At 46.7% G+C, this 14,362-nt stretch carries 17 protein-coding genes; all 17 read right to left on the bottom strand.

Annotated elements, in window-relative coordinates:
• Positions 1–66: 66 nt before the first annotated feature.
• Positions 67–1,686, bottom strand: a complete 1,620-nt coding sequence (locus tag NSQ68_RS10005; protein ID WP_342428745.1) for a YifB family Mg chelatase-like AAA ATPase — start codon at positions 1,684–1,686, stop codon at positions 67–69.
• Positions 1,687–1,848: 162 nt separating this feature from the next.
• Positions 1,849–2,400, bottom strand: coding sequence for a nitroreductase (locus tag NSQ68_RS10000; protein ID WP_342428744.1), 552 nt, complete (start codon positions 2,398–2,400; stop codon positions 1,849–1,851).
• A 161-nt stretch (positions 2,401–2,561) separates the two neighbouring features.
• The gene (locus tag NSQ68_RS09995; RefSeq protein WP_039274735.1) at positions 2,562–2,945 is read right to left on the bottom strand and encodes a YraN family protein; all 384 of its coding nucleotides are present in this window, start codon (positions 2,943–2,945) and stop codon (positions 2,562–2,564) included.
• On the bottom strand, positions 2,945–3,244 hold the full coding sequence (locus tag NSQ68_RS09990; RefSeq protein WP_023988176.1) for an EscU/YscU/HrcU family type III secretion system export apparatus switch protein: 300 nt from the start codon (positions 3,242–3,244) through the stop codon (positions 2,945–2,947). The genes NSQ68_RS09995 and NSQ68_RS09990 overlap by 1 nt, the downstream gene beginning before the upstream one ends.
• On the bottom strand, positions 3,241–5,352 hold the full coding sequence (locus tag NSQ68_RS09985; protein WP_342428743.1) for a DNA ligase: 2,112 nt from the start codon (positions 5,350–5,352) through the stop codon (positions 3,241–3,243). Before NSQ68_RS09985 ends, NSQ68_RS09990 begins: the two co-directional genes overlap by 4 nt.
• A gap of 89 nt (positions 5,353–5,441) precedes the next feature.
• A complete protein-coding gene (locus NSQ68_RS09980; RefSeq protein ID WP_307349789.1) occupies positions 5,442–6,089 on the bottom strand; it encodes a ribonuclease HII in 648 nt (215 codons plus the stop codon).
• Positions 6,090–6,298: 209 nt separating this feature from the next.
• A complete protein-coding gene (ylqF, locus tag NSQ68_RS09975) occupies positions 6,299–7,159 on the bottom strand; it encodes a ribosome biogenesis GTPase YlqF (protein ID WP_220027637.1) in 861 nt (286 codons plus the stop codon).
• A gap of 85 nt (positions 7,160–7,244) precedes the next feature.
• Entirely contained in the window at positions 7,245–7,871 is a 627-nt protein-coding gene (lepB, locus tag NSQ68_RS09970) for a signal peptidase I (protein WP_025721709.1), read from the bottom strand.
• Positions 7,872–7,972: 101 nt separating this feature from the next.
• Entirely contained in the window at positions 7,973–8,317 is a 345-nt protein-coding gene (gene rplS / locus NSQ68_RS09965; protein WP_010346403.1) for a 50S ribosomal protein L19, read from the bottom strand.
• A 230-nt stretch (positions 8,318–8,547) separates the two neighbouring features.
• Positions 8,548–9,360, bottom strand: a complete 813-nt coding sequence (gene trmD / locus NSQ68_RS09960; RefSeq protein WP_307349785.1) for a tRNA (guanosine(37)-N1)-methyltransferase TrmD — start codon at positions 9,358–9,360, stop codon at positions 8,548–8,550.
• Complete coding sequence (gene rimM, locus NSQ68_RS09955) at positions 9,360–9,875, bottom strand: ribosome maturation factor RimM (RefSeq protein WP_069291714.1); 516 nt, start codon at positions 9,873–9,875, stop codon at positions 9,360–9,362. Before rimM ends, trmD begins: the two co-directional genes overlap by 1 nt.
• 97 nt (positions 9,876–9,972) lie before the next feature.
• Complete coding sequence (locus NSQ68_RS09950) at positions 9,973–10,203, bottom strand: KH domain-containing protein (RefSeq protein WP_013309863.1); 231 nt, start codon at positions 10,201–10,203, stop codon at positions 9,973–9,975.
• Between the two features lie 23 nt (positions 10,204–10,226).
• Entirely contained in the window at positions 10,227–10,499 is a 273-nt protein-coding gene (gene rpsP, locus NSQ68_RS09945) for a 30S ribosomal protein S16 (protein WP_013309862.1), read from the bottom strand.
• A 67-nt stretch (positions 10,500–10,566) separates the two neighbouring features.
• Positions 10,567–11,943: a signal recognition particle protein gene (gene ffh / locus NSQ68_RS09940; RefSeq protein WP_342428742.1), complete on the bottom strand. Its 1,377-nt coding sequence runs from the start codon at positions 11,941–11,943 to the stop codon at positions 10,567–10,569.
• 51 nt (positions 11,944–11,994) lie between these two features.
• Entirely contained in the window at positions 11,995–12,363 is a 369-nt protein-coding gene (locus tag NSQ68_RS09935) for a putative DNA-binding protein (RefSeq protein WP_342428741.1), read from the bottom strand.
• A gap of 166 nt (positions 12,364–12,529) precedes the next feature.
• Positions 12,530–13,180 (bottom strand): hemolysin III family protein, encoded by a 651-nt coding sequence (locus NSQ68_RS09930; protein WP_025721713.1) that lies wholly within the window; start codon positions 13,178–13,180, stop codon positions 12,530–12,532.
• A gap of 165 nt (positions 13,181–13,345) precedes the next feature.
• Positions 13,346–14,362 (bottom strand): signal recognition particle-docking protein FtsY, encoded by a 1,017-nt coding sequence (ftsY, locus tag NSQ68_RS09925; protein ID WP_342428740.1) that lies wholly within the window; start codon positions 14,360–14,362, stop codon positions 13,346–13,348.

Genomic DNA, 14,362 nt, shown 5'->3' with positions numbered 1-14,362 from the left:
ACATATCTTTTGGAAAAACTCTTTCATAAATAGGATCATACTGTAACTACTAATTTTATCGCCTTTTTAACTTTCGGGAAAACTGGCATTTGTTCTATCCATATGGCGGTATTGAATAGCTTCAGCCACATGTGAAGTCAAAATTTTCTCTGAGTCATGTAAGTCTGCAATGGTACGCGAAAGCTTGAGAATTCGATCATACGCACGCATGCTTAAACCGAGTGCGTCCATTGTCTGATCAAGCAACTCCGCTGCATTTTGTTCTAATACGGCATATTTACGAAGCATCTGACCAGACAGCTCACTATTCCATGAAAAGGGAAGCTTGCTGTATCTGTGGATTTGTATCGCTTGAGCAGCCAGCACCTGCCTTCGCATTTCAGCGGACGACAATGATTCTTTTTCCTCCCGCCAATCCTTCGGCTGCGATACTTCAAGCTGAAGATCGATCCGGTCCAGCAGTGGACCGGAAATACGTGAACGGTAGCGGGCTACTGCTGCAGGTGAACAGGTACAGCGCTGATGTTCCGTATCATTTCCGAAAAAGCCACAGTGGCACGGATTTAAAGAGGCAGCAAGTAAAAAATGCGCCGGATACTTAAAAACAGCACGTGAACGACTGATCGTAACATTGTGGTCTTCCAAAGGTTGGCGCAGTACTTCTAGTACATGACGGCTAAACTCAGGCAACTCATCCAGAAATAAAATTCCTCGGTGTGCAAGACTGATTTCTCCTGGTTTGGGTATACCTCCCCCACCTACCAAACCCGCAGCAGAGATCGTATGATGAGGCGAACGGAAGGGACGAATATTCATCAGATGTGGCGATGACTCCTTCCACTTCCCGGCAGCGCTGTATACTTTGGTGACTTCAAGCGCCTCCTTTTCAGTCAAAGGCGGAAGGATAGATGGCAACCTGCGGATGAGCATTGTTTTCCCAGCCCCCGGCGGTCCCATAAGCAAGATATTATGCATTCCGGCGGCAGCGATGACTAACGCCCGCTTGGCATGCAGCTGACCCAGCACATCGCTGTAATCCTCCATGTTGCTAGTTATCTCTTCTTTCTCACACAACGGTATATGCTCTGCTTGAGGTAAATGATCATAGGAACAGATCATAACTTGTTTACTGGCAGTACAACTATGATTTGTCCCTTGGCTATCAATAGTCCCTTGTGCTCGATCTTCAATCGGGATAAGATCTGCTAGATGACGTATAGCGTAAATACGTATACCCGTAATTAGACGAGCCTCGTTTGCGTTTTCCTGGGGAAGCAGCACGGAGTTGAATCCTTCTCGCTTGGCCAGATCAACCATCGACAGCACCCCATTTACAGGGCGAATACTGCCATCCAGCGCCAGCTCGCCAATAAACAGTGTCCGTTCCCCCACGGGTAAAACGACCTGTTCACTGGTTGTCAGCAACCCTATAGCGATAGCAAGGTCAAAAGATGAACCTTCCTTACGCAAATCAGCAGGAGCTAAATTAATCGTGACACGCTGGGACGGATATTTAAAGCCACAGTTTTTGATTGCTGCTCTGACACGCTCCACTGCCTCTCGAATCGCCGAATCCGGCAATCCTATAATCGCTGTCTGAGGTAAGCCATTGGACAAATCAGTCTCAACTTCAATCAGAACGCCATCTATTCCATACAGACAAGCTCCGTGTAATTTTCCATACATATCAAAAAGCACCTCTCCTCATATTGGAATGCTCCCTCTCGGGAATCATTGCATATATGAAAAAAGGTGCTTCCAAATTTTCATTCTTTGCAAATGTAATGTTCGAAATTTCAACTCCGAACATGCTTTCAAAATTCTTGACTAAGTTTAACTAACGACAGATTATTTGTCAAACAAGGTCAGCTTATCGGCTGCCGGAGTACGTGGCCTTGATTCCGGGATAACGTCAGGATAGCCTGCATATATCATCCCTATTACCTTCTCACCCGGTTGAATTCCCAAATGTTCACGGAACTTAGGCGAGTACAAAAATGGCTTTGTCACCCAAAACGTTCCGATTCCTTTGCTCCATGCGGCAAGCATAAAGTTTTGTACAAGCGCACTGACCGCTGCAAAATCCTCATCCCAAACCGCTTGACGCGGGTCTTCTTCCAGCACTACTAAAAGCTGGATCGGGTTGTGCAAAATGCCGCTCTCAAACTTGTTGTTCTTACCGATATCGGCTGCAATTGCTTTTGCAAGCTTTTTCCGTCCTTCACCAACAAACAACAAAAAACGCCACGGTTCACGCATTTTATGATTAGGAGCCCACACAGCGACGTCCAACAGTTCTTTGATCGTATCTACAGGAATGGAGTCGGATTTAAATCGTTTAATCGTTCGACGTTCCTGAATTACATCTATGACATGTTCACTAAAGGTATGCTTTGTCACGTAAATCCTCCTTCACAGGTACAACTTTTCGATATTCATTTTAAGATGAAGGTGAAAATGATAACTATTCTCAATAAAATATACCTGTAGCTTTCCTTCCTGTCAACCTGCACATTTGAATTCAGTCCCGCACTCTCACCTTCGAAAAAGCTCTTATTCTTTTAAAATGCACCTATTAAATGGTCCGTAACAACTGCCTTTTCGTCAGTTAATTGTACAGAAATCATGTCAAAGCGGATTGGAGCATCTCCAATCCCGTTCATATGCAAATATACAGCAGCTGTTTGGCGAACTTGGGCTATTTTACGCGCAGTAACTGATTCTGCTGGCGTTCCATATTTGGAGCTACTTCGACTACGTACCTCAATAAACACGAATGTATGCTCCTGCTTGGCAATCAGATCTATTTCACCACTGCGGCATCGCCAATTACGCTCTATGATACGGTAACCCAAGTTTTCTAAAAACAAAGCCGCTGCCTCTTCGCCCATCGCTCCTTTGGCTTTCCGTTGATCCTTGCCTCCAGCCTTCATCTCATTTCTCATCACCAGTCATCTCTTGATGCAAGTCGATCCATTTGATAAATATAGGTAAGCACCTCTGCCACCAACTGATAAAGCTCAGCAGGGATTTGTTCGTCCAAATCAAGTTTGGATAGTACTTCAACCAGCGCAGCGTCCTCCTGTACCGGAACACCATGTTCTTTAGCTTTTTCTAAAATGCTATCCGCAATACGGCCGCTCCCTTTGGCAACGACAATCGGTGCTTCGCTCTCACCAGGCGTATATTTAAGGGCGACCGCCTTCTTTATGGAAGGAGAAGGAGGCTCCAACGGCTCTTTCATATTTTAAGATCGACTCCTTTATACGGCTGAGGTACATAGCTTTGTACTTCAGAAGAGACGAGGCTGTTCTGTTCAGTCCTTATGGGCATGGGCTCGGTACGAAGCGATAGAAGTTGGTATCCTAGTGACTCCAACGCTGTGTGAATGGACTCACGCCCACTGGTTAACAACGAAGCCGCCCATTCATGATCATTATGGAGCTTGACACTTACAATTCGATCTACAACCTGGACATCTACCAGGGTCGGTCCAAGCCCCTTCATGTCCAAATCAAACCAAAGACGACAGTTGGAGGCGTCCAGCTCTCCCCGTTTGCCGCGGCGGGACTGAATCTGGATCGTAGCTGTTTCACGACCATCCGGTCCAACGAATGGTATAAACATGTGTACTTGTGCAAAAGGCGCCGTTCGATCTGTATTGAGCAGCAACTGCTGACCTGTCAGGTGCTGTACAACCTGCTGAGCCGCTTCTTTCAAAGCGGGCGGCAGGTCGTCACTGCTCATCAGCTGGAGCAGCGCCCCTTTTACGGTGTCTGCATCTGCTGACACCGTGTCTCCAGACGCAGCCGCTAGTCCCGGCAGTGTCTGGGGCATTCCCTCTGGCGGCTCCATACGTGCCGCCGCCCCTTGCGCGACCTGTGTAGTCGCGCGGTGTACCTGCTGCTCGTGCTCTGCACCGAGCAACTTCAGTACGCGGCCCACCCACGGGTCTTCCGTGGGGGTGAGTTGCGGGCTGGATGCCGCAGGCTGCGATGCAGTGGCGTCTGCGGCCCGCAAAGCGCCAGCCATTGGCTGCGCCACTTCCGTTGCGGGCTGCTCCGGCGCAGCCATGCTCAGTGCGGGCGGCACCGCCGCGCGTAGCTCTTGCAGCAACGTGCGCAGCCGCTGGAGCGGTACCTCTGGTGCAGCAGTGTTGTCTGCTGTGGATTGCGTCACAGGGACACCAGCCTGCTGTGTGGAGAGACGGTCAGCCGTGGCTGCGGTTAAGGCGGGCTTCGCCCCCGCAGGCTCTGTCGTGGCAGCTGCTGGAGCGCCATCCGTATCCTTAAGCTGTGTGCTTGCCGCAGTAGCTTGCTGTGACTGCTCCACTCTGGTGCGAGGACCGTTTAATGCATCAGCACTCGCTTCTGGCGCAATTTCGCCAGCTTCCGATGCCACGGTCGCTCCGCGTCCATTGCCTGCCTCCGCTTCTCCTTGAGCGGGCCCTTTGGCTGCAGATGTAGCCCCCGTTGCAGTATCTGAATCTGTTGCCAAAGCACTCGCTTTACTCACTGCAACAGCAAGGTTGGCTGCTTGAGCCCCTTTTAACAATTCCTTGCCGCCTGTGGTTTGTCCAGCTTCTGCCTGCTTTGCAGCGGTAGAAGCATCCTTGGACAATATAGGAGCTTGGCCTTCCTCGCCATCTACAACTACCACGGAAGAAGCACCTGTTGGACTAGCTGACATTCGCTCAGCGCTCTTTTTAGCTGTTGATTCCCCTACTGAACGGTCAGTGGATATTCCCTGTCCTTGCTGTTTTAATACCGTTTCAAGCTCTTGCTCCAGCGAAGACAACAGATCATTTAAAGGAGGCCCAAACATCGCTTGACGCAATCCGTTTATGCTTTCTGCCGTCAATGGAAGTCCCCGCTGAAAAGCAACTGCTGCCGCCTGCACAAACGTTCCCAACTGTACATTGCCACTTTGCTTCGCCATAGCTTCTCGCAAAGAAGCCGCATTTTCAGATGTCAACGGCACACCATTCTTTTGCATTGCCTGTATAAGCTCCCTGTTCTGAGCTGTATCCGGCAGTCCCACCGATTCCAATACATCTGTCAGCGCTACGGTTTGCTGTGGTGTATTGGCCGCATCGTTCAAAGGTTTAAGCACCGTCATTCCGCTGGGGGAAGCCGGTTGAACCTGAAACGTTGTAGTCTGCCCAGGTTGAAGAGGGGTCTCCAGCTTTGCCCTGACCTGAGAACCTTGTATTTGCAACACAGCCTCGCCGCCGTCCTCAGACACCTTTAGCACGACTCCTCGTACGACCTGACCTGGCTGCATATCAAGTTTTTTAGCCTCTCCAGCCTTCACATCTCCAAGTAATCCACGAAATACAGATCCGATGTTCATATCGCCCCTCCTCTCACTCTCCCCAATCAAAGGGGCTTATGGTATTAGTTATCCTTTATATCGGCATTGTCCCGATTCATAATAAGTAACTACAGATCAAACAGCGTCGGTTGCTCCGTCAACAGGTTGCCCAGAAAGCTGCGTCTATGCATCTTTGTAGGTCCTAGCGCTAAAATTTGTTCCCTATGCAACTTGGTAGCGTAACCTTTATGTATACCGATCCCATATTCCGGATACTTCGCATCCCATTCACCTTTGCACAGCCGATCACGAGTTACCTTGGCGATGATAGAGGCCGCCGCAATAGACTGACTGTTCGCATCTCCTTTAATAATTGAGAGCTGAGGAATAGGCACATCTACCTTTTCTGCATCCACCAGTAAATAATCAGGAGACACATGTAAAGCCTCAATAGCCTGCTTCATAGCCAAACGAGCTGCTTGCTTAATATTGATATCATCAATCGTCTGCGCATCTACATAGCCAACTCCTACAGCAATGGCCTTCTCCATAATCAGCTCGTAGTACGCTTCTCTCTTCTTATCCGTCAATTTTTTGGAATCATCCACACCTTCCAGTAACTCACCCACTGGTAAAATGACTGCTGCGGCCACAACATCACCAAACAGGCATCCACGACCTACCTCGTCAATACCTGCAATCCGTTCACAAGACTGCTCCCAGCATTTTTTTTCATAATGTAGCATGTCCTTCAGTACAATCTCTTTATCTTCCATATTCAATACCTGCCCATCTATATGTAGTTTAACGCCTCATTCATGCCGTAGCTCTAGCGATTGAATTCAGCTTACCACAGACCTTCACTGTCCAAAACCCTTTTCTAACTGCCTTCAAATACCAAAAAAACCTTCCTCCTCTCCGGAGAGATGGGGAAGGTTCTTCCTTGCCACAAAATGCTGTGTTCTGTATCGGTCTACCCGTAGAATCAGTAAGGAGCTTCCAGACTGAACCGTCCCAGCTTCCCTGCACGCAGCTCACGCAAAATGATTTTTGACGCCTTTTCGAGATCCACACGTCCGCCGCTAACAATACAGCCGCGTTTACGTCCGATCGCTTCCATGACGTTGACAATTTCATCAGGATTTTCTGTATCTTCAGGACGTTCGGTGAGCTCAAAGCGCTCTGCCATTGCATCCCAATAGTACTGGACCAAATATTTAGTCGCAAAAAAAGCAATATCCTCGACATTCAGAATTTCTTCCTTGATCGCACCTGTAACAGCCAGACGATAGCCTACATTCTGATCCTCGAATTTAGGCCATAGAATACCTGGTGTATCCAGCAATTCAATTTCACCGATCTTGATCCACTGCTGTGCCTTCGTTACCCCTGGACGGTCACCCGTAGCTGCAATATTACGTCCCGCCATTCGGTTGATCAGTGTCGATTTACCAACATTCGGAATACCAACAATCAACCCACGCATAGGACGCGGGTTCATTCCCTTCCGAATCTGCCGATCTATCTTTTCCTTAAGTAACAGCTTAGCCTGAATCGGGATTTCTTTTAGCCCCGTTCCAGTTGTGGCATCCACCGGTAAGGCCACATGCCCCTGCTCCTTAAAGTAGGCAATCCATTGCTGTGATACTACGGGGTCCGCCAAATCTGCTTTATTCAATATAATCATTCGCGGCTTGCCTTGCAAAATATCATCAATCATTGGATTTCGGCTTGAGAGCGGCAATCGAGCATCAATCAGCTCAATGACCAAATCAATTAACTTTAATTTTGCTTCAATTTGGCGGCGAGCTCTGGTCATATGACCAGGGAACCATTGAATCGTCACCGTCATCACCCCATTGATCGTACTCCTACTTTTACCCTTAGGCTCTTAGTTAGGATTACGGCAGCTATGCTGCTTATTAGTTATTCTAGTGGTTAATCCACTGCATATCTTTCGCCGGCCAGAAAATAACGTCAGCCCGACCCACGACTTCTTTCAAATCAATATATCCGATCATCCGACTGTCTGTACTATTGGAACGGTTATCTCCCATTACAAAAATATGCCCAGCCGGAACTTTTCCATCCTTAAACTTCTCATTTGGAAAATTTGTAAACTTGTTGTAAAGCTCGCCATTTTGATGCGCTTCTTCCAAAGGAGCTTTCAGGTAAGATTCCTGAATCGGCTTACCATTTACTGTAATCGTGTCACCTTCTACCTTGACCGTATCTCCTTCAACGGCAATGACGCGTTTGATAAAGTCTCTTCCTTCCTCCGGCACATGAAACACGATGACTTCGCCTGGTTTAGGGGCACGGAAATCATACAAAATCTCATTCACAATGACGCGTTCTCCGGTATGAAAGTTAGGCTGCATCGACGGGCCATCCACAATAAACGGCTTAAAGAGAAGCCAGCGGATTAAAAAGACAAGCACTAACGCAATAATGATGGCCTTGAGCCACTCAAAAATCTCATTTTTTGGTTTACGCTTGGGCGTACCATCCTGATCAGTTGGCTGCTGCACAGCTCCTTGTCCTACTTCTTGCTCCATAGCTCACTGTCCTCTCTTTACGGTCAATAATCCACAGTTCCCTATGTACGTAGAAAAAACGAAAGGAGCTTGTAACCAAGCCCCTTTCGTTATTCGTTGTATTAACGACGAATTTCTTTAATTCTCGCTGCTTTACCGCGCAGTTCACGAAGATAATAAAGCTTCGCACGACGCACTTTACCACGGCGAGCCACGTCGATTTTATCGATTTTCGGGGAATGAAGCGGGAAAGTTCTTTCCACACCTACACCGTAAGAAATTTTACGAACTGTAAAAGTCTCACTGATTCCACCACCACGGCGTTTAATTACAACACCTTCAAACAACTGGATACGCTCACGAGTTCCCTCAATAACTTTCACATGCACTTTCAAAGTGTCACCAGGACGAAAGTTAGGCAAATCTTTACGCAGTTGTTCTTCAGTGATCGCTTGGACGATATTCATCTATGACTCCCTCCTTCCGTACAGGTGTTCATGCTTCTTCTGGAAACACAACCGTTTCCTTCATTATCCACAGAGGACCACCGTATTACACACAACAGATGTATTGTATCATGGAGGATACCGCATTGCAACAACAAAAAGGGATTTGACCAAACATTATTTAATTGACTTTATTATAGAACAGGTCACTGCCTGCTTTCAAATCCACTCATGTTTAAAGCGTTTTAATGCTAGTCTTCCAAAAAGTCAGCTTTGCGTTGCTCCTCAATCCACACGCGCTCTTTGCCTGTCAGTTCAGCTTGTTCCAATAGATCCGGTCGACGTTCCATCGTGCGACGTAACGCCTCTTGTCGTCTCCAAGAATCAATATTGACGTGATGCCCTGACAGGAGTACATCGGGTACTTTCCAGCCCCGAAACTCCGCAGGCCGTGTATAATGGGGGTACTCCAGCAGCCCCGTACTAAACGAGTCCGTTACCGCACTCGTTTCGTTCCCCAGAACTCCTGGTAGCAACCGTGTCACACTGTCAATGACGGTCATGGCTGGAAGCTCACCACCAGTCAATACATAATCTCCGATAGAAAGCTCATCCGTCACCAAGTGCTCTCGAATACGCTCATCATAACCCTCGTAATGCCCACATATAAAAATAAGATGGTCCTCTTTGGCCAGCTCTTCCGCTTTCTTTTGCGTAAAAGTCTCGCCTTGTGGACACATCAAAATGATACGCGGAGATTTTATGTCTGTGTTACGTTCTACCCCTTCATGTTGGATAACTTCATCGGCAGTCTTTAATGTTGGTTGCTCTGATTTATCCAACAGTGCTTCCACAGCAGCAAAAATAGGGTCAGGCTTCAAAACCATGCCGCCCCCACCGCCATAGGGCGTATCATCCACTTGTCCGTGTTTGTTGCCGGCATACTGACGAAAATTAACCGCTTGCAGTGATACAATTCCCTTATCCCTTGCTTTTCCCAGAATGCTTGCATTAAATACTCCATCAAACATCTCTGGAAACAGGGTCAGCACATCCACCCGCATTATAGCAGACCTTCCATTAACCGTACCGTAACCCGTTTTTCACGCACGTTTACATCCAAAATAACATCCTCTATATACGGCAATAGCAGTTCCTTGCCTTTAGGCATTTTGACTACCCATACGTCATTGGCTCCCGGAGTCAAAATTTCCTTGACCACGCCGAGCTCATTTCCGTCCTCAGTCACCACTTCCATGCCGACTACTTCATGAAAATAGAATTCATTTTCTTCCAATTCGCCTAACCGCTCAGCAGATACCTTCAACAATGTACCTTTATATTTTTCAACTTCATTAATATTGTGATATTCCTTAAACTTAGCGACAACCATATTTTTTTGAAAACGCGCTGTTTCAATAGTTACGGGGATCGGTGCTTTACCTTCAGCCGGAACAATCAAAAGCTCACTACCTTTAGCAAAGCGATCTTCTGGAAAGTCTGTCGTCGTTAATATTTTTAGCTCCCCACGGATTCCATGGGTGTTCACAATTTTTCCGACATTAAACAATTGTTGCATCGTGTTCCTCCTGCTTGTAATCGGTCCCGCTCCATATCATCTTCATCATGTACGAAAAAGGGTTAGGACATACATCCTAACCCACTTTCGTATATCTTTAAGATATGATGTCTACGGTAACCCGTTTATCCATCTTAACGGCTGCTGATGCAACCACAGTGCGAAGCGCCTTGGCGATACGACCCTGCTTACCAATGATCTTGCCTACATCCTCAGGATGCACACTAAGCTCATATACAACAAGCCGATCCTTCTCCAAGGTCTTCACGGTTACATCTTCCGGATGATCGACTAAAGCCTTAGCAATGATTATCACTAATTCTTCCATGGTTGACCCTCCGTATCAGCACCTTATTTCTGTAGTTTAGACTCATGAAACTTTTTCATTACGCCCGCTTTGCTAAGCAAGTTACGGACTGTGTCGGATGCTTGTGCACCATCTTGCAACCATTTCAGCGCTTTATCTTCATCAATTTTTACAACCGCTGGTACTGTGATTGGGTTGTAGTAACCGATTTCTTCGATAAAACGACCGTCACGCGGGGAACGAGAATCAGATACCACGACGCGATAGAAAGGAGCTTTATGTGCACCCATACGTTTCAGACGAATACGAACTGCCACGAAAATTCACCTCCTTCAAAAAGTAGACTGTATATTGTTATCCCATAATTCCAAGGGCCTATTGGCCTTAGCGGAAAGGAAACTTCATACCTTTACCCATACTCTTCAACTGCTTCATAGCCTTGTTTTTGCCACCCTTAGGTCCCATCATATCTGAGAACTGTTTCATCATGCGACGCATTTCGTCAAATTGCTTTATTAGACGATTTACCTCAGCCAGTGATGTTCCGCTGCCTACAGAAATACGTTTGCGACGGCTATGATTAATCATGTCTGGGTTTTGCTTTTCCTGTGTGGTCATAGAATGAACGATAGCCTCAATCCGGCCCATCTGTTTGTCATCCACTTTGATATCTTTCATTTGCTTCATGTTGCCCATACCGGGAATCATATCAAGAATCTGGTCGATCGGGCCAAGCTTCTTAACTTGATCCATTTGCTCCAAAAAGTCTTCAAAAGTAAACTCGGCATTACGCATTTTCCGTTCCATTTCCTTCGCCTTATCGGCGTCGATATTGGACTGCGCTTTTTCAATCAGGGACAACATGTCACCCATGCCTAAAATCCGTGAAGCCATCCGTTCAGGATGAAACGGCTCCATCGCATCCAGCTTTTCACCCAATGTAGCAAACTTGATCGGACATCCCGTTACAGCTTTAACCGATAAAGCTGCACCACCACGAGTGTCGCCATCCAGCTTCGTCAGTACAACTCCCGTTAACTCCAGGCTAGTATTAAAGTGCTCCGCAACGTTAACCGCGTCCTGCCCCGTCATGCTATCTACAACCAGTAGAACTTCATCCGGGTTGACGTTGATATGAATCTGGCGCAACTCTTCCATGAGCTCTTCATCAACATGAAGACGACCGGCAGTATCTATAATAACGTAGTCATTGCCATTATCCTTAGCGTGCTGCAAACCCTGTTTTGCGATTTCCACTGGGCTTGTCTGATCTCCCAGAGTAAATACAGGAGTATTAATCTGCTCCCCAAGAACCTGAAGCTGCTTGATCGCGGCTGGTCTATAAATATCACCAGCTACAAGCAATGGACGATGATTTTGCTTTTGCAGCAATTTCGCCAGTTTACCAGACGTCGTCGTTTTACCTGCGCCCTGGAGACCCACCATCATAATGACCGTAGGCGGTTTGTTTGCTTTGGCAAGCTTGGCCTGACTACCACCCATCAACTCGGTCAGTTCCTTGTTCACGATGTCGATGATGACCATGCCTGGCGTAAAGCTGTCCATCACTTCCTTACCAACGGATTTCTCCTTTACCTTGGCAATAAAGTCCTTTACAACCTTGAAGTTAACGTCCGCCTCAAGCAAAGCTAATCGTACTTCACGCATAGCCTGAGCTACATCATCCTCAGACACTTTTCCTTTACCGCGCAGTTTACTGAATACATTTTGCAAGCGAGTCGATAATCCTTCAAATGCCATACTTCCGCACCTCCTTGTCTACCAGGGTTGTTTGTTCTTAATCTATATGTCCTACAGTTCCTGCAGGCGATTTATAATTTGATGAACATGTTGCAGAGTGCCTTCATCGGACTCACTGATTTTACCGAATGCCTCATACAACGTCTTATTTAATTCATCGAGATCTTGGATTCTGCGCTCATACTTACTTAGCAAACCAAGCTTTTCCTCGTACATTTCCAATACCTGTTCAGCACGTTTAATATGTTCATATACTGCCTGACGGCTAATTTGAAATTCCGATGCGATTTCCCCTAAAGAAAAATCATCATGGAAGTAATATTTTAAAAACATCTGTTGCTTCTCTGTAAGCAGAGGTTCATAGAAGTCAAACAGTCGGTTAATCCGGTTTGTCTTTTCCAGCCGATTCTCCTGACTCATCTTGTATACCTCCATCGTCAAGGAAAAACACTTTACAGTTCTTTTCAACGTTCCTTATGATACCTAAAAGAAAAGAAGATGTCAAGCGTTATCCCTTGTCATACAAAAAAAAGCCGATCCACTGTCCTTAAACGGAAGTACGGATCGGCTTTTTACCCACTGTTACTTAAACCCTTACCGGAGTAAGATACAGCAGAACAGCCAGAAAATGAAGTATGCTGCCTGCCAAAACAAACAGATGCCAGATCGCATGGTGATATGGAAATGCCCGCCACACATAGAAAATCGTGCCCAACGTATACATAAGACCACCTACGAACAATAACGTCATCCCTCCGGCGGGAACAGTCGCAACCAGAGGATTCCAAGCAATGGTGATGAGCCAGCCCATCACAATGTAAAACACGGTAGACATAAACAGGAAGCGCTTGGTGAAGAACGCCTTGAACAACACACCAAACAGTGCAATCCCCCAAATCACACCAAACAGTGTCCATCCCAGAGTACCTCGCAGTGCAACGAGCATAAACGGGGTGTAGCTACCTGCAATGAACAGGTAAATGCAAGAATGATCGAATATTTCGAACAAATCCTTCATTTTCCCTTCACGCAGGCTATGAAGCAACGTTGAATTGGTGTACAACAGCAGCATCGTAATCCCGTAAATTGTAAAGCTGACGACATGCCAAGTGGTTCCTTTCATGCTAGCAAAAACAATAAGCAACACAAGCGCTGCCACGCTTAAAACGGCTCCAATTCCATGTGTAATGGCGTTAGCTACTTCTTCCCGTCGGGAGTAGGTATAGGTGTTTGCCATCGGTTTTTCACCCGGCTTCCTGATTTATATTTTACATACAAGATACATTACATATACGGTATCGACAGATCTCTTGCTTTCATTATACATCTGGGCAAACTTGAACAGCAACAGGATGGCTACTTAGTTAGTCCCAAACGTAGCATGAAAGCCACTTTAAACGTATCAGTTCTGTTCTTCCTCGCCTGTAGCAGTTGCTTCGACCGACTCTTCCTGAATCAACCCCGCGAACAACGCATGAACGAATTGCTCGGAATCAAACGGTTGAAGATCATTCACTTTTTCACCTAAGCCGACCAGCTTAACAGGCAAATTCAGCTCCTGACGGATGGCCACAACTATCCCGCCCTTCGCTGTACCATCCAACTTCGTTAGTACCAGCCCAGTTACACCGCTTTTCTCACCAAACAGCTTGGCTTGGTTAAGTGCATTTTGTCCAGTCGTCGCATCAAGTACCAACAACACTTCATGAGGAGCATCTGGAATTTCGCGTTGAATTACACGGAAAATTTTGTTCAGTTCCTCCATCAGATTGCTTTTATTCTGAAGACGTCCTGCGGTATCACACAATAAAACATCCACTTGTCGCTGCTTGGCAGCCTGTACGGCATCAAACATAACCGCAGCCGGATCGGAACCGGATTGCTGCTTAATAACCTCTACACCTGCCCGCTCGCCCCATACCTCCAACTGTTCGATCGCACCCGCCCGGAACGTATCTCCGGCAGCCAACAATACTTTTTTGCCCTCTTGTTTAAAACGATGAGCTAACTTGCCAATGGTTGTCGTTTTGCCGACGCCATTGACTCCCACGAATAGAATGACTGTAATCCCGTCAGGACTCATCTTGAGCTGACTATTGTCATTACCCCGCAGCAACTCGGACAGCTTTTCCGACAATACAGGCTGTAACTCGGATGCATCCTCGATTTTGCGCTTTTTCACTTCTTCTCGCAGGTCTTCAATGAGGTTCATAACCGTGTTGACGCCTACGTCCGCTCCGATCAGAATTTCTTCCAGTTCCTCATAAAATTCCTCATCAATCTTTTTACGGCGAATCATCAAGTCCGTTACTTTTTCAACAAAACCTTTACGTGTTTTTTCCAAACCATCTTTGAACTGTTTTGTGACCGATTCAGTTTTGTTTGCAATGCTTTCCTTCAATTTCCTAAAGAAACTCAT

It is taken from the genome of Paenibacillus sp. FSL L8-0158, from assembly GCF_038592965.1.
Lineage (GTDB): Bacteria > Bacillota > Bacilli > Paenibacillales > Paenibacillaceae > Paenibacillus > Paenibacillus polymyxa_D.
The sequence above is the reverse complement of the archived record's forward strand: the minus strand, read 5'-3'. Positions and strand labels throughout refer to the sequence as shown.